Raw genomic sequence first — 20,857 nt, 5'->3', positions numbered from 1 at the left:
AGACACGGGCCACGCACGGAAGTGCGGGCGATCTCCAGAGCACCGAACACTCGAGTCACCAAGAGAACGCGCGAGGGAGGCGCGACCGAAACCATGGATTTTTCACTGAGTGGACTTTGGCGTGAAATGGGGCTTTTTGCCCGCCTGGTCGTGATCGTGATGGGCGTCATGAGCCTCACGTCCCTCCTCGTCCTGGGCGAGAGGCTCGTGATGTCTTTCAAGTCGATGTCCGACTCGAAGGTGTTCGCTGCGAAGATGGCCTCCCTCCTGGCGAACGGCGATCTCGACGCTGCGGCGGACGCCAAGTTCGGCAAGGATATCGGCTACCTCGGCCGCACGATCCGCGCGGGCCTCGTGGCCTACAAGGGCTCGGTTCACGGCGAGAAGGACCTCTGCTTCGAGTCCGTCGCGCGCGCCCTCGAGCGTCAGCAGGCCCGTGAGCTCGCGGTCCTGAAGCGTGGCCACGGCTGGTTGGCGACGGTCGGCTCCACGGCGCCGTTCGTCGGTCTGCTCGGTACCGTCATGGGTATCGTCACCGCCTTCGAGAAGATGGCCGCGAGCGGTTCCGGTGGTCTCGGGACGGTCTCCGCCGGTATCGCCGAGGCGCTCATCACGACGGCCTTCGGTCTGCTCGTCGCGATTCCCGCCGTCATGGCGTTCAACTTCCTCGCCGGCTGGGTCGACGCGCGTGCGGTCGACATCTCCGAGTCCTCGAACGAGTTCCTCGATCTGGTCGCGCGTCGCCTCGCCGAGGGGCCGCGCGAAGAGGAGGAAGAGGGCGAGGAGAGCGAGGCCGCGGCCTAGAAAAGCCCGCCCTCGTGGAGCGGGCGCGCCTTTTCCGGCGCGCGCGGCTCTGGCGAGGGCGACCCCTGAGAGGGAGTAGGTGTTCTCATGGGAATGGCAGTCGGCCCGAAGAAGGGCAGCGTAAAGAACGACATCAACGTCACGCCGCTCGTCGACGTCGTCCTTGTTCTTCTGATCATCTTCATGGTCATCACGCCCATGCTCCAGCGCGGCAAGGACGTGAAGCTGCCCCAGTCCAAGTCGATCGACGAGGAAAACAAGGACAGCGATCCGATCATCCTCTCGGTCACGACGGACAAGCACATCTACATCGAGAGCAGCGAGTACGACAAAGAGGGCTTTACGCCTGCGTTGAAGGCGGTCCTCGACGCGAAGCCGGGGCGGAAGATCCTGCTCAAGGGCGACCAGACGCTGACCGTGGGCGACGTGCGCGAGGTCATGGAGCTGTCGCGGAAGGCAGGCGCGAAGAGCGTGGCCCTCGGTGTTGAAGAGCAGAAGTAGAGCCAGCGGAGCCGAACGAGATGAGCAGAAAGACGAGAAGGGTGGCGATCAAGCCCGCCAATCCGCCGAACTCGGACATCAACGTCACGCCCCTCATCGACGTCGTGCTCGTGATGTTGATCATCTTCATGGTCGTCACGCCGCTGCTCGAGAAGAATCTCGATGTACGCGTGCCCGAGACGGAGAAGGTCGAGACGGTCACGGAAGTGCCGCCTGATCAGCTCGTGGTTCGTATCGGGACCGAGGGTGAATTCAAGATCAACTACGACAAGGTCACGAACGAAGAATACGTCGACAAGCTGAAGTCGAAGCTCGAACGGCGGAAGGAGGACGACAAGATCGTCTTCTTCATCGCCGACGACAAAGCGAACTACGCGCGTCTCATCGCCGCGTTGGACGGGGCCAAGCAGGCCGGCGCGAAGGTGCTCGGCATGATGACCACGCCCCCCGAAGACGAAGAGAAGAAGTAAAGCGTCTTCGTGTGGTTCGACGAGCCCCGATGTGCCTGTGCACGTCGGGGCTTTCTCTTTTTCGAGATTATTTCATCAATCCCGCAATTCAAGCGGTGGTCATTGCAAAGACCATCTCCGCCAAACCATCCATTGCAGGATAATTCCGTGCATACGGCTATTTCCCGCGACCGACGCGGTGACGTTCGAGCCGAATTCGCTCATTGTCGCGCGGAAAGGGATTGACACACGACCGTCACACGTGGTTGACGCGGTCGTCACGGACGCGGCGGGCCGGCGGACGTGGGGCGCGCCTCAGGGGAAGCCGAGCAGCGCGCGGCAACTGTCGATCGCGTTCGTGCAGCCGCCGGCAGCGCTGCAGGTCTCGCATTGCGCGACGCAGTTGTTCATGGCGGTGTCGAGCGCGGAATCGCACGCCGAGCAATCCCCGTCGAAGCTGCTCCCGTTCGGCCAGCTTTTTTCGCACTGCGACACGCACATGTTGCGCTGCCCCGCGGCCTGCTTCGCGCAGGTCTCGACGTCGCTCGCACATTTGGGCGTGGCGGGGCACGCGGGGCCTTCCCCGCCGCTCTCGTCCGGCTCGGCGTAATCAATCGCCGGGAACGTGCACGCAGAGAGGCCGAGGAGCAGACAGCAGAAGAACACCAGCGGAGAGCGCTCGTGGCTCGTTCGCAGCATCAGAACCTCCCTTCGACCGATACAAAGGTGACCCCCGGCGCGAACACAGGGGTCAAACGCAAGGTCGCGCGTGGCGCGCTCGCAGCAGGCGCCGGCGCTGTGAGCAAGAGCGCGACGCCCGCGACGGCGGCCGCCCCCGTGAGCCCGGCAAACACGTTGACGAGCGTCGCGTAGGTCGCGCCCTCGTTCGCGATCGGCGCGACCGCGGGATCACAGCCGATGTGCGTCGGACAGGCGGCCTCGACCGTCGCGAGCCGGTCCGCGCGCAGGCCGATGAACACGCCCATGGTCACGAGCGACGCCGCCGAGACGCCGACGGCAGTCCAGCCGAGCGTTCGCTGGATCGAGCCCGGCGCGTGCCCGCCGCCCCCGCCCCCCGTGGCCGAGAGCTCGACCCGCAAGCTCTTGCCCTCTTCGAGCGTGACGCGTTGCTCGCTCACGACCGCGCCGTCCCGCCGCAACGTGAGGGTGTACCCTCCCGGATCCATCCGAAGCGCGGACCCCGCGGTGACGCGCCGCCGACCCTCCAGCGAGATCTCGTCCCCCGGGCTCGCGTTCTCGACCACGACCGTCAGCGTCGGCACGCGCCTCTCGAGCGCTTCGACGTGCTGGTTCGCTTCGGTCACGACGTTCGGTGCGCTGGGGGTCGCTTCACGGGCGGCGATCCGGAACGTCTCCAGCGCCTCGGCCAGCTTGCCGAGGTGCTCCAGGCAGAGCGCGAGGTGGAAGCGCACCTGCGGGGTCATCTTCACGTGACCCACGCGCTGAAACAGCACGAGCGCCTCGGCGAATTTGCCCTCGTCTTCGAGCTGCCGCCCCCGCGTGAACTGCTCGCGCGCCTCCTTCAGCTCCGCGGCCGTGGGAGCTTCGTCCGCCCACACACCCGTCGGCCACGAGGTGCCAGCGAGCAAGGCGATCCCCACGCAGGCTGCCTGAGAGTGAAACCGACGCAAAACGGATCCTCGGCCAAGATGGTACCACGCTTCGCCTCGGGTCGGGGTCGCGTGGGCCTCAGAAACCCGGGTCGTTGACGTTCGTCGTGGGGCGTTTCCCCGCAGGACCCGAGGCCTTTCCCGAGGTCGATCCCGAAGGCGTGTGCGTCACGGTGTTGGCGGTGCGCGGCGTCCCGGGCGCGTGCGTCGTCGTGGTCGTGGGCGCAGCGCTTGGAGCCGCGGTCGGGAGCGCGGTTTGTTGCGGCGTGGGGAGGGCCTCGGCCTTCGGCGCGCTCGGAGGAGGTGAAGGCGCAGGGGGCTCGGCGTCGTCGCGTCTTCCGCCGAGCCCGACCGCGGCGAGACCCGCGAGCAGGGCCGCCGCAATGACGGCAGCGACGAGCGCGGGGCCACGCTTCGAGGGAGAGGCGTGTGTGGTGTCGGCGCTCGCGGGCGGGCGCAACGAAGGCAAGGCGCGCGGGCGCTCGATCGCGACGTCCCCCGAAGGACCGAGCCTGCCGAGCGCGTCTTCGAGCGCCGTCGCGAGGGCGTCGGCGTCGGCGTACCGATCGGCGGGGTTTTTCTGGAGGCACTTCGTCACGATGCCGCGCACGACCTGGGGCACCGACGTGTCGAGCGGCGCGGCGGGCGACTCGGCGATCTTCGTCATGAGCGCCTGGTAGTTCGGCGCGACGAACGGGTGCTTCCCGGCGATCATCTCGTGCAGCACGACGCCGAGCGACCACACGTCGGAGCGGTGATCGACGTCGAGCTCGCCGAGGGCCTGCTCGGGGCTCATGTACGCGGGGGTGCCGAAGGGCACGCCGTTCAGCGTGGAGGGGGTCTCGTCGGCTTGCTGCTGCTTGCTGATGCCGAAGTCGAGGAGCTTGGGGACCAAACCGCCGCGCATCCCACGGGCGAGGAAAATGTTCTCGGGCTTGATGTCGCGATGCACAATGCCGGCGGTGTGCGCGGCGGCGAGCCCACGCGCGATCTCGGCCGCGACCGCGACGGCCTCGGCGGGGCGGAGCGCGCCTTGCTCTTCGATGCGCGCGGCGAGCGACTGGCCTTCGAGCAGCTCCATCGCGAGGTAGAGGCCGCCGCCCGGTGCGACCTCGCCGAAGTCCGCGACGTCGACGACGTTGGGATGGCGGAGGCGGCCGATGGCCTGCGCTTCGCGGAGGAACCGCGCGCGCGTCTCGGGGCCTGCGCGGAGCGGCAGGCTCGCGAACTTGAGGGCGAAGTCACGCCCGAGCAGCTCGTGCCGGCCGGCCCATACGGTGCCCATCGCGCCCCGTCCGATGGGGCGGAGGAGTCGGTACCGTCCGGCGACGAGGTCTCCTTCGTTCACGTGGTGCTGGCGAAGCTGGGGTCGGGGTACGGGGAGGGGCGGCGGCCCTGGTCCACGAGCTTATCACTCCCCCTGGTAAGTGCCGAACACAGCCCGGCTGGAGCCCGAAACCTGGGGTGTGGCCTGTCCGACCTGAACGACGACGGAGAGGAAAGCCGCGGGCTTGAGGCCTTCGTCGGGGCCGCTCTCGTTCGTGATGTAGGAGAGGCCGAGGCCGGCGAGGAAGCCAAACGAGGTGGTGTTGCCTCCGTCGCCGAGGACGGGGATGGTGGGGGCGACGCCGAGGTAGCCGAGCAGGCCCACGCGGCCGTCGCCGAGCTGCTGGATGGAGCCGCCGAGCTGGCCGGCGATGGGGAAGGCGCGGCGCCGGACGGGGTCATAGCTGTCGACGGCGAGGGCGACGCCGACGGCGCTGAGGACGCTGCGCGTGACGAGGGGTCGTTCCAGCCAGGGCGCGCGCGTGATCTGGAGCGTGGCCAGCATGGCCGGGATCGTGAGGTAGGCGCGGAGGCAGCTCCCGGCGGCTTCGAGGGTCTCGAAGTTCGACTCGCCGCAGAGCGGGACGGAGTGGATGGTGGCCGAGCCGATGAGCCTGCGCGCGGCCTCGGGGGTGGCCTCGCCGCCCGAGCGCAAGGAGGCCGCGACGCGCGTGGCGTCGGAGACGAGGACGACCTTTCCGTCGGTGTTCAAAGGATCGCTGTAGACCGCGAGCCGGAGGCGCGAGTCGCCGTCGAAGTTCTCCGCGAGGGGCGGGAGCTGGAACTCGGCCGTGTTGGGCGTGACGATCCACTTGTGATCGTTCAAGAGCTCGATCGGCACGCCGTTCGAGGTGCGATCGGTGCGCGTGAGCGAGACGTAGAGCGCGAGCGGGGCGACGAGGCGGCCCTTGGTCGAGCCGGAGAGGCGGACGCGACAAACCCCTTGCCGGAGCGGCTCGGGCGCGATGACGAGCGACATGTGCGCGAGCGGCTGCGGCCCGGGGCCCGCGGGCGCCGTGGCCTTCATCGGGAGCGACGGCCGCGGCGGCCCCATCGGCGAGGGCTTGGGCGCGACGGGGGATGCCTTCGGCGCAGGCTTTTTCGCGGAGGCCGTGACAGCGGGTTTGTCCCCGGGCTGCGGGGCCGCGCGCGGCGCGAGATCGGCAGCTTCCGGCGCGCGAGGCGTGGCGTCCTCCGGCGCGTCGTCCTTCGGCGCAGCTTTCGGCGCGGCGTCGGGCAGAGGCGCGGCGGCGGCCCGTTTGGGCATCACGCCGGGCGGGGGCGCGGAGGGACTCGAGGGCGGCGCGGACGGCAGGCCGGAGGACCTGCGCATGGCGGGGCCGCAGTCGACCTTGAGGTCCTCGAGCTGCGGATCGGGGAAGAGCATGCGCGCCGGGTTCGACTCGACGAGGTTCTCCAGCGGCGGGACCGAGACGCGGTAGGTGGCGTTGACGACGGTGCCGGCGGCGGTGTTGTCGAGGTTGAACGCGGTGACGCGGAGCCAGCCGCCGCTCGGGAAGATGCGAAGAACCTTGCCGTCGGCCTTGCCGCAGCCGCCGGAGGCGACCTCGAAGACGGGCACGGTGAAGGTGCGCTGGAAGGGCTGGACGCGGGCGTTGCCGCAGCTATCGACGATGGCGAGGTAGCGGAAGTCGGCCATCTCGGACTGCTTGGGCCACTGCATGCCGAGCAGGACCTCGGCCGAGTCGGGCAGGGGCGGGACCGGGACGTCGTCGCGGCAAAGCGGGGCCTTTTCGACCTTGCGCGGCCCGGGTTTGTCGTTCGGCGCGACGGGCGGATAGGCGCAGACGTGGCGGTAGTCCCTGCGGCCGAGGAGGACGGGGTCGAAGTCGAGCGTGCGCCGGCCCTGTTCGTCGAGGCGTCCCCAGATCGTGAGCGGCAAGGGGAGCGTGGGCGTTTGGAGCTTGATCGAGCGGAGCATGTCGTCGCCGATGCGGCTCTGGCCGGCGTCGCCGAGCGTCGTTGAGCACTGCCCCGTGGAGCAGAGCCACGCGCCGCCGCGGCGCGCCGTCTCGATCGGGACGGGGTCGGTGTCGCGGACGCTCATGAAGACGCGGCTCGCCTCGGGGAAGATCTCGGGCGCCGTCCCCGGCGTGGCGCCGCCGTTCGCGGTCGCCGGGCCCCGCACGATCTGCAAGCTGCCGCTGAAATCCGCGGGCATCGGCGCCGAGCCCGTGGGCGTGTTGACGCGCGTCGTCGTGGGCTCGGGCGCGTCGGAGCCGTCGTCGCCGCCGCCCGTGTCGTCGTCCTCGCTCTGCGCGGCGACGGGGCCCGCGAGCGAGAGCGATGCTGCGACGCCGAAGAGCGCGAGGAAACGGAGCAGCGACGCGCGGGAAGGGCGGGCACGCGAGGCGCTTTCGTCGGGGACGCGAGAGGCGGCGAGGGGGGCTTGTCGCATGGGGGTCATCGCTCGGGTGGAGGCGGTGCGAGGGTCAGGGCGCTTCGACGACGCTGATCGGATCGGAGGCGCAGTCGGGGCTCGAGAGGAGCCGCGGCGTGACGTGGAGGCGGGCCGTGCCGGGGTAGTTGGGCGTGGCGGAGATGACGGTCGCGGGGTTCGGCTCCTTGTCGAGCGTCACGCTGGCCTGGCCGATGGAGAGGTACTCGTTGCCCTCGATGCGGAGATCGACGGGCATGACGATGCGGACGCGGTTCACGTCGAAGGCGCTGACCTCGAAGAGATCGACCTCGCCGCCGGCGCCGGTGCCGACGACGCTCTGCAGCGCGCGGACGCGGAGCAGGCGCGGCTCCGGATCGACGAGGACCGACGGGCCGGGATCGAGCTGCTTCTGGCCCGAGGTGACCGCGAAGTCGGCCTCGCCGCCGATGTCGCTGAAGCAGAGGAAGAAGCGCTCGCTCTCGCCCGTCGAGCCGAGCAGGACCCGCAGGCGCGTCTTGCGTTCGGCGCAATCGGACGTGGCGGAGAGGGCGGCCTCGCTGAAGAGGGACTCGACGATGACGGGCGCGTTTTCCACGACGCCGGGCGCGTTCGAGGGCGGCGTGGCGCGGACGAACGCCTCGCGAGAGCGGATGGCGCCGGGCCGCCACTTGGAGCCCAAATCATCGGGCAGCGGGCCCACGGTGCACTTGAGCGCGAGGAAGGTCGGCAGGACGCGCGCGCCGTCGAGCGACTCGTCGAGGCCTGCGACGAGCATCGTGAAGTTCGTGGCGGAGTCGGGCAGGCCGGCCGGCAGGATCTGGATGTCCTTTTCCTTCATCTGTTCGGCCCAGTTCACGATGAGCGTCGCGCTCCCGGACCAGTCGCTCTGCGAGGAGACGACGAAGCGCGCGTACCCTTCGCTCGACGCAGTGCATCGGAACGCGCCCTCGATCTCCTGGCACGTGGGGTCGGACTCCTTCGGGTAGGGACCGAGGACGAGGGCCTCGGGCGGGTCGACGCGTACCGTGACGAACCCGCCGTACGCCGGCGCGCCGCCCTCCGCGAGGAACAAGGTGACGCCGGTCTCGAAGGGCTGCTGGCGAGGCAGGACGGGCTTTCCGGCTTCGTCGAGCGTGTCCGCCGCGAAGAGGGAGCCCGCGACGTGGACGCGGATGTCGACCTGCCCGCTCGGGGCCAGCGGATACCCCGGCGTGAGGCAGGCAGGAAATACGAGCGGGACGAGGAAGGAAGCGCCGAGCGCCACGCGCAGCAGGCGCCCTGGCCGGCGAGGCTCGGGGGAGCGAGGGGTCGAGCTCACTTCTGGTAGATTTCGGTGTACTCGTTGCCGAGCGGGTGGCGGTGCCATGCGTAGGCGGACTGCGGATAGCCGTTCTCGTCCTTGTAATCGCATTGCCCGAGCTCCCAGTCGGTGTGCCAGACGCTGGCGCCGGTCGTGGGGTCGACCGACATCGAGTGCGCGGTCACGTCTTCTTCCTCGGACTCGGCGCCGTGCGCGAGCCGGGCGGTCGGGTCGACGTATTGCTCGAGCACGTCGATCGGCACCCGCGCGACACGACCTCCAGGCAGGGGGATCGAGAAGACCAAATCCTTGTGCGTGTCTCCCATACGGCTCCTGACAGCGTGTGCGGCGTGCGCGTTCCCTTCTCGCCGCCTTGACCGCGAGAATACCGGACCCGACGCCCGGATCCGCAAGGGAGATGCCGGGAAGCGGTGTCTCGTTCGGCGCCCCACGAACGCTCGCGCACCCAAGGCACTTTCCGCCCCCCGGCGAGCGCTGGCGTCAGACGGAGAGGTACCGGAAAGCTTCACGGGCGCCCCGCAGATCCCGGGAGATCGTCGGCCCGATCGCGGGCGATGGTGAATGACCGTTGACCTCTCCGGGCGATGGTGGCCCGATACAGAGTGGCGGCACGGAGCCGCGCAGGGACGGGCCTACGTGTGACGGGCGCGGAGAGCAGCGGGACGGACCCTCGAATCGGCACGCTTGCCGCCGGGAAGTACAGGGTCCTGCGCCTGATCGGGCGCGGCGGGATGGGGAGCGTCTACGAGGCGCAGAACGTCGCGATCGGCAAGCGCGTCGCCCTCAAGTTCCTCCGTACGCCGGCAGGCGCGGATGCATCGGTGCGGGCGCGTTTCCACCGCGAGGCGCGCGCGGTGTCGGCGATCGAGAGCGCGCACATCGTGCAGATCTTCGACACGGGAGAGACGGAGGCAGGCGAGCCGTTCCTCGTGATGGAGCTCTTGCAAGGCGAGGATCTCGCGACGCGCCTGCGGCGTCTCGGTCGGATGAACGTGCCGCAAGCCGCGGCGATCGCGGCCCAGGCGCTGCGCGGGCTCCGGCGCGCGCACGCGGCCGGCGTGGTGCATCGTGATCTGAAGCCGCAGAACGTCTTCCTCGTCGACGCCGATGACGGAAAGACGCACGTCAAGATCGTCGACTTCGGTCTCTCGAAGGTGCTCGGCAGCGAGGCCGAGCTCGTAGCGGCGTCGAGCCTGTCCGCGCAGGATCCGCTGACGCGGGTCGGGACGCCGGTCGGGACGCCGTTCTACATGTCGCCCGAGCAGATCGAGGCGCTCGACGACATCGATCCACGCACGGACATCTGGTCGATGGGCGCGATCCTGTACGAGGCGCTCGCCGGCGCGCCGCCGTTCTCGGAGCCGACGTTCGCGCGACTCGTCATCGCCATCTGCCATCGAGATCCACCTGATCTCGGGACGCTCGTGCCGGGGCTGCCAGAGGCGCTGCATCGCGTGGTGCGGCGCGCGATGACGCGCGATCGGGGCGAGAGGTTTTCCGCGGCCGAGGAGTTTCTCACGGCCTTGCTCGAGGCCGTGCCGGATCTCGAGCGCTCGCAAGGCGCCGGCTCGATGCGCGTCGAGCCGGCGCCGGCACGCCCGTCGCTCCCGACCCTGGATGCGGATACGCCGATGAACATGAGGCCGGGACCGACCGCGCCGGGCGACGTCGAGGCGCCACGCGAGAAGAGCGACAGCGGCGCGGAGGCGCCCGGCGCGGAGCTCCGCACGTACACCGTGGGAGGCGCGACGTTGTGGTTGAGCGCATCGCCCGCGTTCTCGCTCTGGCGCGGCGAGGTGAACGCGCCGGATCGGCTGCGCGTGGAGACGCGGGACGGCGGCTTGTTCGAGCTACGGCTTTCGCCGGTGGGCGTGCTGCGGCTCGGGCGCGTCGAGCGCGTGGGCGACGAGCGCAACGAGCTCGTCTACCCGGACGTGGCTTCGCGCCTCGCCGTGACGCTGCGGCACGACGGCGTGCGCTGGTGGCTGCGGCGGCGCACCGAGTGCAGCGTGCCGGTGCAGGTCGGCGCGCACTCGCTCGCGCGAGGGGAGGAGGCGGCGCTCGTCCACGGGACGTTCGTGCAGGTCGGAGGCATGCGGGCGACGATGGTGGATCGGCGTTACGTGACGCCGACCGTGCCCGCGGGGACCGTGGACGCGACGACGGGTCTGCTCGGGCGCGCGGGGCTCGAACAGGAGATCGCGTCGTTCCTGCAGCGCAAGCGCAGCGGCGCGCTCCTGCTCGTGAAGGCGCAGCCGTCGGCGGTGCGCGCGGGCGGCGCGGAGTATCCGGCGGGGGCGCTCGCGGCGGTGGCGATCCATCGCGCGTCGTCGAGCGTCGCGGTGGGGCTCGTCGAGGAGACGGCCGTGGTCCTCGTGGCCGGCGAGGCCGCGGAGGTCGCGGAGAAGGGGCGCGCGTGGGCCGCGTCGGCGCGCACGGCGGTCGATGGGCGGTCGTTCGCCTGCGGGTACTGGACGCTCTCGGGTGACGGGAGCGACGCGGGGCGCGAGCTCGAGCTCGCGCTGCACGCGATGAGCGCATTCTCGGAGACGTCGGGGCAGGCGGTCGCGGCGCTGCGTTCGAGCGTGCCGGGCGCGCGGGTGTCGAGCGTGCAAGAGGTGCTCGGCGCGTCGATCGACACGAAGCGGACGACGCTGCTTTTCGCGATCGAGGAGCAGAAGGCGCTCGAAGCGGTGGGGCCGCACGTGGTCGCGGCGCTGGAGAAGGAGCTCGCGGCCGTGGCGGCGACGCACGCGGGGCAGGCCGCGTTCGTCGCGCCGATGGCGCCGGGCGTGGTGGCGGCGTGCGTGACGCGGAAGGTCGACGCGGTCGCGCTCGGCAGCGCGGTGCAGTGCGACTGGCACGCGCGGCCGCCGATCCTCGACGGCAAGGTGGAGCTGCCGCGCACGCTCTCGTGGGAGGTGCTGCACGGCGACGTGCAGACGCGGGCGCAGGAGCTCGCGCGCGAGTGCGCCGATCCGCACGGGGTGCTCTCGGCGTTGAGCGGCGGCCTGCCCTATCCGATCTCGGGGCGCGTGCACGCCGCGATCGCCGCGTCGAGCGCGATCGAGCGCGTGAAGATGCTCTTCGACGTGCTCGAAGGCACGTGGCGGTTCATCGCGACCGTGCTGCTCTCCGCGTACTTCGCGCGGCGGCCGGCCGAGGGCGGCAGCGAGGTCGCGCCGGGGTTCGACGCGATGGTCGAGCTCTACAAGCGGCACGGCTCGCGCGACGGCTTCGCGCTCGGGACCTGGCGCGAGATCGCGCGGGCCGCGGCGAAGGGTTTTGAAGGGCGCGACGATCCGATCGGCGCGCTCGTGCGTGACGTGCTCGGCGTCCGGCTCTCGCAGAACCAGACGTTCGAGACGCTCTCGAACCTGATGCAGGTCGAGCGCAACAGCTTCGCGCACGGCCACTACAACGAGGCCCGCGCGGCGGCCGATCTGCCCGAGTTCGAGCAGATGACGCGCACGCTCCTCCGGGCGCTAAGGCCGCTCTGCGCGTGGACGCTCGTCACGGTCGAGAAGACGGAGCCGGATCTGTATGGCGATCTGCAGACCGTCGAGTTCATCGACCACACGGGCCCGTTCAACACGGGCACGCGGCGGCGGCTCGGGCTGAACAGCCCGATGCGGCTCGCGAACGTGACGTACCTGGCGCGGTGGCGTGAGGGGCTCGTGCTGCCGCTCGAACCTTTCTTGCGGCGCGTCGCGCACGAGGACAAGTTCGACGTGTACTGGATGGAACACCTGCCGCGCGCCGGGACGTGCGTCATGAGCTCGGTGGTCGGCGGCCCCTCCATCAAGGTGCCGGGCGACGTGCGAAGGCTCCCGCCCCTCTTGCGGATCGTGATGGAACGGTCTTCTTGAGACGCGCGGGCGGCCATCACGAGACGAGGACGAGGTAGGGATGCGGCTTCATGCGAATGTCTCGATCTGGCAGAGAGAGCACGACGGGACCTACGTGGCCGAGCTGAACGGTTACAAGCTCAAGCTCACGTGGAAACCCGAGGCTCCGGGAGAGCGGCGCGGCTTCAGCTGGGAGGCCGAGCAAGAGGGCAAGGAGCCGGTCAAAGCGGACGAGCTCCACGAGGAAGCCGAGATCGCCATGGCGCAGGCTGAGGCGTTCGCGCAGGGCAAGCTCCCCTCGTAGCCGCGCCGCGCCACGCCTTCGCGGGCGGTCGTGGTAGCCTCGTCGGCGCATGAGCGCCAAAGCGCCGCGGGACTACGCGCCGGGGGAGCTCCTCGACGGCCGGTTCTTGCTCCTCGAGCGGCTCGGTCGTGGCGGGTTCGGCGACGTCTGGCGGGCTGAGGAGCTCCTGCCGGACGGCGTGCCGCTGCGCACGGTCGCGCTGAAGCTCCTGCAGCGAACGGCCTACGACGCCGCGCACTGGGCCGAGGAGGCGAAGCTCCTCGCCTCGTTCCGGCATCCCTCCCTCGTGACGATCTACGCCGCGGGTGTGCTTCGGGCGCCCGAGGTGATCCCGTTCGTCGCGATGGAGCTGCTCGAGGGCAAGAACCTCGCGGACGTGCTGCGCGATCGAAAGCGCGTCCCCTGGCGGCGCGTGCTCGGCTGGGCACGCGCGACGGCCGCGGCGCTCGACGTGATCCATGTGCGGGGCGTCGTGCACCTGGATCTGAAGCCGGCGAACCTGTTCGTCTCGAACGACGGCGCGCTCAAGGTGCTCGACTTCGGGATCTCGCGGCGGGCTGGATCGAAGGCGCCCGAGATCACGCCGCCGGCCTTCGGGGGCGGGGATGCCGCGGGGCTCGAGACGGCGGCGTTCGTCGCGGCGCAGGACGAGCGATCGTCGCACCCGACGCGCGCGCAGAGCTCGGGGCGCGCCGTCGTGGGCACGCCGGGGTACATGGCGCCCGAGATCCTCGAGCTCGCCGAGCCCACGCCCGCGGCCGACGCGTACGCCCTTGCCGCGACGATCGTGAAGCTCGCGACGGGGCGCATGCCGTACGAGGACGTCGCCGACGAGCCGATGGAGCTCTCCGATGCCGCCGCGATGAGCGCGTGGTGGTCCGATCTGCGCGACGCGACGCTCCGCGGCCATCTGCGGGATCTCGCGGTCGATCCGGCCGGTCTGCCGCGTGGGCTCGTGGCGCTGCTCGTGCGCCTCCTGTCCGTGGATCCGCTGCAACGAGGGGTCACCCCGGGCAAACTCGCGGCGCTCTTCGACGAGGCGTGGGAGCGGCCGTTCGGCGTGATGGATCCGCCGTACGCAGGCCTTTTGCCGCTGCCGAAGGAGGCCGAGGGGCAGCTCTTCGGCCGGGACGACGACGTCGCGCGCCTCGGCCGCGAGCTCGCGTTCGAGCCCGTGGTGGTGCTGTACGGGCCACGCGGGGCGGGGAAATCGTCGCTCGCGTGGGCCGGCCTCGTCCCGCACCTCGCGCGCGCCGCGGTCGACGGCAAGGACGACTGGATCGCGGTGGCCGTTCGTCCCGGCGAGGATCCCGATCACGCGCTCGACGCGGCGCTCGGCGCCGTCGCCCCGGCGCTCGTGGGCGCGTCCTCGGCGGAGATCACGCAGCATGCGGCGAGCTCGCCCGTCGGGCTCGTGTTGCTTGTCGATCCGCTCGAAGAGGCGCTCTCCGCGCCGGAAGGCACGAACACGCGGCTCGCTCGGCTCCTCGCGGATCTCGCGGAGGGCGGCCAGCGGCCGGGCCTGCGCGTGCTCTCCGCGCTCGGCGAAAAACACGCCGCGGGCCTCGCGGATCCCGCGGCGCCCTTTGCGTCCCTGCGCGCCGCGCTCCGCTTCGTAGGGCCTCCGCCGGCCGCGGTCGTGCACGACATCGTGACGGGGCCGGCGCGGATCGCGGGCGCCCGGATGATCGGCGCGGACGCGATCGTCGCCGACGTGCAGCGCGAGCTCCGCGGCGCGGATGATCGGTTGCCACTCATCGCGCTCGCGCTCGCCGCGTTGTGGGGCAAACGCGCCCTGGAGGCAGGCGCGCGCGCGGGCCGCGTGCTCTCCGCGGAGACGTGGCGCGCGCTCGGCGGGCTCGTCGGCGCGCTCGCGATGCACGCCGAGAAACTCTTCGTCTCGCTCGACGACGCGCAGCGTGAGGTCGCGATCGAGGCCGTGTTGCGGCTCTCGACGACCGATCACAAGCCCGTCCGCTGGGACGAGGAGGAGCTCGTCTCGGTCCTCGGCGAGGACACGGCGCTCGTACGGCGCGTGCTCACGCGCCTCGAACGCGAGGGCCTCCTCCGGCGGCGCGACGGCCGCGTCGAGCTCTCGCACCCTTCGATCGCCGTGCTCCCGCGGATCGAGCAGGTCCGCAGCCGTGAGGCCGAGCGGCTCGTCTTGCTCGAACGGCTCCGCGAGGCGGCGACCGCCTGGGATCGGGCGGCCGCGCACCCGGATTTTTTACTTACTGGCTCGCTCTTCGAGGAAGTCCTGCGCAGGCCCGCGTGGACGCGCGCGTCGCTGACCACGCTCGAACGTCAGCTCGTCGCCGAGAGCCATCGCCTCGCGCGGCGGCGAACGATGCGGAAGGGCGCGTCGATCGTGCTCCTCTTCGCCTTGCTCGCCTTCGCCGTCGTGGGCAAGCGCGCGATCGACGACCGGCAAGCGCGCGCCGAGCGGGCGCGTGTCGAGGCCGAGGAGCGCGCGTACGTCGCCGAGGTCCTCTTCCGATCGCGCCGCGTCGACGACCCGTACCATCGCGCGGCCTGGATCGCCGAGGCCATCGAGTTCGGCGCCGAGGATCCGGCCCTCCCGCTCGATCTGCTCCGCGCGGGCACGGGCCTGCCGCGCGCCCAGTTCCTCACGCTCGAACCCTCGACGAATCCCTCGTTCCCCTGGGACGATCGGTGGCTCGTCGCGACGCAGGGATCCACGCGCCTCGTCGTCGTCGATCTCCGGTACGACCCCTTCTACAACGCCGCGCCGACCGACCACCCGGACACGCCTGGTTCCTCGGAGCTGCATCCGCGCACGCTCGTCGTGCGCCCTCATGACGCGCCGTTCGTCGAGCGTGTCCCGCTCCCCTTCGACACCGCGCTCGCGACGCGATCGGTCACCGGCGAGGTGCGGATCTTCCGGCTGCGTCCCGACGGCGAGGTCATGCTCGCGGCCATCGCGCCGCGTCGTTGCACGGGCGCGCTCGAGGTCGCGGATGCGGCGCCCGTGCTCGCGTGTGCCTCGGAGAACGGCCTCCTCCGCTGGGACCTCCGCCGCTCGGGCGAGGTCGACACGCACCCGTTCCAGGGCATCGTGCTCGACGTCTCGCCGGACGGGTCCCTCGTCGCGGCCGCGTCCGGATCGAAGCTCGTGGTCTGGCGGCCGGGCGACGGCAACCTCACCGAGATCAAGCCGACGAGCGCGGCTGTGCTCGCTCGCTTCGGCCCGCGCGAGCCTTTGCTCGCCCTCGCCGAGCATGGCGCCTTCGAGATCCTCGATCCGGCGCGGCCCGATACGCCTCTCTTTCGAGGCCCCAGCGTGGAGGCGCCCTCGTTCCTCCGCTGGGACGAAGGCGGCCTCGATCTCGCGGTGTGCGGCACCGACCCCACCGGCCCCGACAAGGCGATCGTCGGCGGGTTCCACTACCTCCGCCCCGGCCGCCGCGCGCCCGGCGACGCTCTGCCCCAAGGCGCGCCTTGCTCACCTGCGCCGCGCCCCAAGCGCCCCGCGCCCATCACCTCGCCCGACGAGGTCCCTGCGTTTGCGCGTGTCCCCATCGGCCCGCGGGATCTCCTCGGCGGCCATCGCCTGGAGAGCGGCCACGTCGTCACGGGCGACCTCGTCCTCCTCTCCGGCGCCGGCGGCGCGATCGATCCGCTCGTGCGTTTCCGCGGCGGCGACGACCCTGCGCCCTCGTCGACGAGCTCGGTGCGCGCCGTGGTCCGCGAGAGCAGCGACGTCATCGCGTTCCAGCTCGACGAGGAAGTCCGCTTCTACCGTGTGGCCGACGGCAAACGCGAGCTCGGCCGCAAGGGCAACCTCCTTCGCCGTTGCCAGGACGGCCGCGTCGCCGCGTGGGCGCCCGAGGGCGAGGCGTGGCACGTGTTCGACGCCCGCAGCGGCGCCACCATCGGCAAGATCCCGCGCGAGCCGGGCCTCGTCCTCGCCGTCGACGAGGCTTGCCGCACGCTCTTCATGCAGCGCCTCGACGGCGCGCTCGTGGCGACGCCCCTCGACAGCGCCGCGCCTGCTGCGCCCCGCGTCATCGCCTCGGCGGACGGCTACGTGTACGACGTGCGCCTGAGCGCGGCGCGTGGCGGGATGGGCGCGGGCCTGTGGATCGCGCTGAGCTCCGGCGCGCTCGCGCGGATCGACGAGGCGACGTCCGCGGTTCGGGTCCTCGGGTATGCGAGCCCGCGCGCGACGGCCTTCGGCGACGGCCTTCTGCCAGGCGAGCTCGTGTATGCCGACGACTCGGGCGTCGTCGTCCTTCGCGCGCGCGGCCCCGAGCGCTTGCTCGAAGCTTCGGGCGCGACCGTATGGGAGGACGTCTCCGTCGCGCCCGACGGCCGCTCCATGCTCCTGCTCTCGGCCGATCGCGTCGCGGCGCTCGACGTCGGGCGCCGCGAGATCGTGGGCAGCATGCCGCTCCGGGGACGCACGCGGTTCGTGCCCTGGGATGCGGCGGGATCGGTGCTCGTGTGGTCGTTTGATCGTCCGGGGGACGTGGAAGGCGAGGTCATCCCCCGGGGCCGGCCTCTGGCGGACGTGGTCGCGCGGACCCTTTCGAATCTACGCGTCGATCACGGCCGGCTCGGCCTGCAGCAATGATGCGCGCTTGGCTTCAGGTCACGTTGATCAGCTCGACCTCGAAGACGAGCGTCGCGTCCGGCGGGATGAGCCCCGGGTACCCGCGCTTCCCGTAGGCCAGGTGCCCCGGGATCGTCAGCTTCCGCAACTCGCCCACCTTCATGCCGGCCACGCCCTGGTCCCAGCCCTTGATCACCTGCCCGCCGCCGAGCTGGAACTTGAAGGGGCTGCCCCGGTCGCGGGAGCTGTCGAACTTCTTGCCGTCAGTGAGTGTGCCCACGTAGTGCACATGGACCGTGTTTCCAGCCTGGGCCACTGCGCCGTTTCCTTCGCGGAGCGTCTCGATTTCGAGGTCACCGGTCGCCATGTCGATATCTCCTCTCCCGGGGTCGGCCGGTATTCGACCGATCGGCGGGGCGCTCGTCAAGCGAATCGAGCGCGCGCTTCGACGAACGAGGTGTCTTTTTCCGACCTCGCGCAACACCGGGCGCGCGGCGGGCTCGCGGGCGGGGTAGGATCTTCGCATGAGCGAGCAGCAGCACGGGCGTATCGCGCTCGTCACGGGGGGCGCGGTGCGTGTGGGGCGGACGATCGTGGAGGCGCTCGTCGACGACGGATACGAAGTCCTCATTCATTATGCGGCGAGCGAGGAGAGCGCGCGTGAGGCGCGGGAGCACTTCCTTTCGCGGGGCGCGCGCGTCGAGCTTTGCCGGGCGGATCTCTCGGATCGAACGGGGGTGAGCAGCCTCGCCGCGCGGGCGCGCCGGTTCGGCGCGGGCAAACTCGACCTCCTCGTGCACAATGCCGCCAATTTCGAGCGCGTCTCTCCCGACGAGCTCGACGCGGGCGCCTGGGATCGCGCGATGGCCTTGAACGCGACGGCGCCTTATCTGCTCACGCTCGCGCTCGCGGCGGAGCTCCGGGCTGCGCGGGGAGCTGTCGTGGCGATCGGCTGCGTCAGCGCCGATCGGCCCTTCAAGCATTACATTCCTTATTCGATCTCGAAGGCCGCGCTCGTCTCGGCCATGCAGGGCCTCGCGCTCGCGCTCGCGCCCGACGTGCGCGTGAACGTGGTTTCGCCGGGCACGGTCCTTCCGCCGGCCGACGTCGACGACGAGCGGCGTGAGCGGTTGCGCCGGAAGATACCGCTCGGGCGGATCGGCGACCCTGCCGACGTGGCGCGCGTGGTGTTGTTTTTTGCGAAAAACCACTTCGTGACGGGCCAGGTGCTCGCCGTGGACGGTGGACGTTCGATTGTGTGAGGGTTCGTCGGGGCTGGATCATACGCCGTTTTTCCGAATTCCCTCACCCAGCGGTTTTTCCGTTTCATGTTAGGTTTCGCCTTCATGAGAACCGATGTCCGCCTCGCCATATCGATGACGTGTTTGCTGGCCGCGTGCGGGGAGGACCCTCCGGTGACCGAGGTCCCCGAGGTGGCCGAGGATCTCTCGTTTCCCGAGGGATTTCTCTTCGGGACCGCGATCGGCGGGTTCCAGGCCGACATGGGCTGCCCGACGCCCGGCCTCGACGGTTGCGTCGATAACGGATCCGATTGGTATGCGTTTGTCACTTCCCCCGCGACGAAGATCTCTCCCATGGCATACCTGTCCGGGCAGGACCCCGCTGTCGTCGGCCCAGGCTTCTGGGAGCTCCACGAGATGGATCTCGACCGAGCGCGGGGAGATCTCCACAATGGTGCATTCCGCTTCAGCATCGAGTGGAGCCGCATCTTTCCCAACTCGACCGATGGCATCAGCGGGTATGAATCGTTGCGGTCTGTCGCGAACGAGGCGGCGCTCGCGCATTACCATGCAATGCTGAATGGGCTCCGGGTGCGTGGCATGTCCCCGATCGTCACCCTGCATCATGGTACGCTCCCTGCGTGGGTTCATGACGGCGTCGGGTGCCACCTGAATCTCGCCGCGTGTTCGCCGCGGGGATGGCTCGATCGGGAGCGAACGGTCGCGGAGATCGCCAAGTACGCGGGGTTCGTCGCGCGCGAGTTCGGCGCGGACGTCGATCGCTGGGCCACGCTGGACGAGCCATTCACCGTCCTCCTCGCGGGGTACCTCGCGCCGAGCGCCGAGCGCAGCCATCCGCCGGCGGTGGTGCACCCGTCGAGCGCCGCCAAAGAGGTGTTCGTCGCGCTCGTCGAGGCGCACGCGCGCATGTACGACGAAGTGAAGGCGAACGACACGGCCGACGCCGACGGCGACGGAATCACCGCCGACGTCGGCCTCGTCTATGCAATGACCCCGGCGTCCCCGGCCGACCCGACGAGCTCGCTCGACGTGAAGGCGGCCGAGAACATGTTTTACCTGTACAATCTGGCCTACCTCGACGCGGTCGCGAAGGGGGAGCTCGACGCGGAGCTCGCGGGCAAGAGCGCGAAGCGCGCCGATCTGGAGGGTCGCATGGATTGGCTCGGCGTCAATTATGGAACACGCGCCACGGTGCGGGGCACGAGCGGCCCCATGTTGCAGGAGTTCACGCCGCTCGGCACATTTGATCCGCAGGACGTGCGCCTGGGCCAAGAGGATCCGCGGGGCCTCTACGAGATGCTCGAGCTCGCTTATCGAACGTATGGTTTGCCCCTCTATATCACGGGAAATGGACTCGATCACCCTCTCGACGACGAGGACGCGGGCCCGAGCTTCCTCGTCCGTCACCTCGCCTGGGCGAGCCGCGCGGTGCAAGAAGGAATCGATCTGCGCGGGTACTTCTTCTGGAGCCTCGTCGACGATTATGAGTGGAATCACGGCATGAGCCGGCGCTTCGGGCTCTATGCGGTCGACGCAGACGATCCGCAGAAGAACCGCACGCCGCGCAAGACGGCCGAGACCTATGGCATCATCGCCGAGGAGCGCCGGATCCCGCCCGAGCTCCTCGTGGCCTATCCGGCCCCGCGATGAAGGCCGGCCCACCACCACCGCCGTTCACAGCAGACGCGCTTTCCGCATCGAGGCGCGTTAAGATGAGGCGTGCTCCACGCCTTGCTTCGCACTCCCTCTCAGGAAGGCGCCCGCGTTCGGGGGTGGGGCCCATGAGCCTCGTCGCGCAGAAGCTCCGGGTTGCCGCCGTGGATCCGGCCGAGCCTTGCCTCGACCGCCCCGTCGTGCGGGTCCGCGCGCGCTTCGGCAAGACCTGGGCGGCGTCGGGGACCGGGTTCTTCATCGCGGACTGGCTCTCGTCGATCGTCACGGCCCGGCACGTCGTCGCGCTCGCGGACGGCGCGGCGCCCGCGGAGGTCTCGGTCCGCGTCCTCGCCGGCGGGCGCTGGGTCGAGCTCGAGGCCGTCGCCGTCGCGTATCCGTCGGGCGGCGTCGCGGCCGACGACGTGGCCATCGTCCGCGTGAACGCGCGGTGTACGAGCGAACTGCGCATGGCCACGCTCGACGCATCCGTGGCGGGCCAGATCTGGGGGTATCCGCTCGGCAACGAGGCGCCGCGCCCGCCTGCGGTCGTGCCGGCGCGGGCGCGGCCGAGCGAGGGCAAGGTCTTGCTCGATCGCCAGGGCCGCATCGGTATGAGCGGCGGGCCCGTGGTCGCCGTCGTCGGCGAAGGCCAGCCCACCGCAGTCGTTGGCATTTACCTCGGGCCTTCCCCGAACGGAGGTGGCCGGGCCCAAACCCTCGCTGCCCCTTCGGTGCTCGCCAGCATGGAAGCCGCGATGGGCTGTGCTTGATTGCTTGCAAAGAG

At 70.4% G+C, this 20,857-nt stretch carries 16 protein-coding genes; 9 read left to right on the top strand and 7 right to left on the bottom strand.

The features are described 5' to 3' along the window. The first annotated feature begins 168 nt into the window (after positions 1-168). The 3 genes from POL67_RS33025 to POL67_RS33015 all read left to right on the top strand — a co-directional run bounded on the left by POL67_RS33025 (position 169) and on the right by POL67_RS33015 (position 1,775). Entirely contained in the window at positions 169-804 is a 636-nt protein-coding gene (locus POL67_RS33025; RefSeq protein WP_276076074.1) for a MotA/TolQ/ExbB proton channel family protein, read from the top strand. An 87-nt stretch (positions 805-891) separates the two neighbouring features. Then, positions 892-1,305, top strand: coding sequence for an ExbD/TolR family protein (locus POL67_RS33020; RefSeq protein ID WP_271924473.1), 414 nt, complete (start codon positions 892-894; stop codon positions 1,303-1,305). A 20-nt stretch (positions 1,306-1,325) separates the two neighbouring features. Further along, the gene (locus POL67_RS33015) at positions 1,326-1,775 is read left to right on the top strand and encodes an ExbD/TolR family protein (protein WP_271924470.1); all 450 of its coding nucleotides are present in this window, start codon (positions 1,326-1,328) and stop codon (positions 1,773-1,775) included. A gap of 294 nt (positions 1,776-2,069) precedes the next feature. On the opposite strand, the gene POL67_RS33010 is transcribed toward POL67_RS33015, so the two are convergent. The 6 genes from POL67_RS33010 to POL67_RS32985 form a co-directional block, all read right to left on the bottom strand. Further along, the gene (locus POL67_RS33010) at positions 2,070-2,453 is read right to left on the bottom strand and encodes a hypothetical protein (protein WP_271924468.1); all 384 of its coding nucleotides are present in this window, start codon (positions 2,451-2,453) and stop codon (positions 2,070-2,072) included. Further along, positions 2,453-3,376 carry a tetratricopeptide repeat protein gene (locus tag POL67_RS33005; protein WP_271924466.1) on the bottom strand — a complete coding sequence of 308 codons (924 nt, stop codon included), beginning with the start codon at positions 3,374-3,376 and terminating at the stop codon, positions 2,453-2,455. The genes POL67_RS33010 and POL67_RS33005 overlap by 1 nt, the downstream gene beginning before the upstream one ends. Before the next feature lie 88 nt (positions 3,377-3,464). Next, positions 3,465-4,733, bottom strand: coding sequence for a serine/threonine-protein kinase (locus tag POL67_RS33000; protein WP_271924464.1), 1,269 nt, complete (start codon positions 4,731-4,733; stop codon positions 3,465-3,467). A gap of 63 nt (positions 4,734-4,796) precedes the next feature. Then, complete coding sequence (locus tag POL67_RS32995) at positions 4,797-7,130, bottom strand: hypothetical protein (RefSeq protein WP_271924462.1); 2,334 nt, start codon at positions 7,128-7,130, stop codon at positions 4,797-4,799. A 34-nt stretch (positions 7,131-7,164) separates the two neighbouring features. Continuing rightward, complete coding sequence (locus POL67_RS32990; RefSeq protein WP_271924460.1) at positions 7,165-8,430, bottom strand: hypothetical protein; 1,266 nt, start codon at positions 8,428-8,430, stop codon at positions 7,165-7,167. Then, positions 8,427-8,738 carry a hypothetical protein gene (locus tag POL67_RS32985; protein ID WP_271924458.1) on the bottom strand — a complete coding sequence of 104 codons (312 nt, stop codon included), beginning with the start codon at positions 8,736-8,738 and terminating at the stop codon, positions 8,427-8,429. Before POL67_RS32985 ends, POL67_RS32990 begins: the two co-directional genes overlap by 4 nt. Positions 8,739-9,017: 279 nt before the next feature. On the opposite strand from POL67_RS32985, the gene POL67_RS32980 reads away from it, so the two are divergent. The 3 genes from POL67_RS32980 to POL67_RS32970 are packed head-to-tail and all read left to right on the top strand — an operon-like array spanning position 9,018 to position 17,179. Further along, positions 9,018-12,302: a serine/threonine-protein kinase gene (locus POL67_RS32980; RefSeq protein WP_271924456.1), complete on the top strand. Its 3,285-nt coding sequence runs from the start codon at positions 9,018-9,020 to the stop codon at positions 12,300-12,302. Between the two features lie 40 nt (positions 12,303-12,342). Next, a complete protein-coding gene (locus POL67_RS32975) occupies positions 12,343-12,585 on the top strand; it encodes a hypothetical protein (RefSeq protein WP_271924453.1) in 243 nt (80 codons plus the stop codon). 49 nt (positions 12,586-12,634) lie between these two features. Beyond that, positions 12,635-17,179 carry an nSTAND1 domain-containing NTPase gene (locus POL67_RS32970; RefSeq protein ID WP_271924451.1) on the top strand — a complete coding sequence of 1,515 codons (4,545 nt, stop codon included), beginning with the start codon at positions 12,635-12,637 and terminating at the stop codon, positions 17,177-17,179. Positions 17,180-17,192: 13 nt separating this feature from the next. On the opposite strand, the gene POL67_RS32965 is transcribed toward POL67_RS32970, so the two are convergent. Then, positions 17,193-17,525 carry an FKBP-type peptidyl-prolyl cis-trans isomerase gene (locus POL67_RS32965; protein ID WP_271924449.1) on the bottom strand — a complete coding sequence of 111 codons (333 nt, stop codon included), beginning with the start codon at positions 17,523-17,525 and terminating at the stop codon, positions 17,193-17,195. A 157-nt stretch (positions 17,526-17,682) separates the two neighbouring features. On the opposite strand from POL67_RS32965, the gene POL67_RS32960 reads away from it, so the two are divergent. The 3 genes from POL67_RS32960 (at position 17,683) to POL67_RS32950 (ending at position 20,843) form a co-directional block, all read left to right on the top strand. Further along, positions 17,683-18,420, top strand: a complete 738-nt coding sequence (locus tag POL67_RS32960; RefSeq protein WP_271924447.1) for an SDR family oxidoreductase — start codon at positions 17,683-17,685, stop codon at positions 18,418-18,420. 84 nt (positions 18,421-18,504) lie between these two features. After that, positions 18,505-20,070 (top strand): glycoside hydrolase family 1 protein, encoded by a 1,566-nt coding sequence (locus tag POL67_RS32955; protein ID WP_271924445.1) that lies wholly within the window; start codon positions 18,505-18,507, stop codon positions 20,068-20,070. Positions 20,071-20,201: 131 nt separating this feature from the next. Then, a complete protein-coding gene (locus POL67_RS32950) occupies positions 20,202-20,843 on the top strand; it encodes a S1 family peptidase (RefSeq protein WP_271924443.1) in 642 nt (213 codons plus the stop codon). Positions 20,844-20,857: the final 14 nt, after the last annotated feature.

The sequence above is a fragment of the Polyangium mundeleinium genome (assembly GCF_028369105.1).
Taxonomy (GTDB): domain Bacteria; phylum Myxococcota_A; class Polyangia; order Polyangiales; family Polyangiaceae; genus Polyangium; species Polyangium mundeleinium.
The sequence above is the reverse complement of the archived record's forward strand: the minus strand, read 5'-3'. Positions and strand labels throughout refer to the sequence as shown.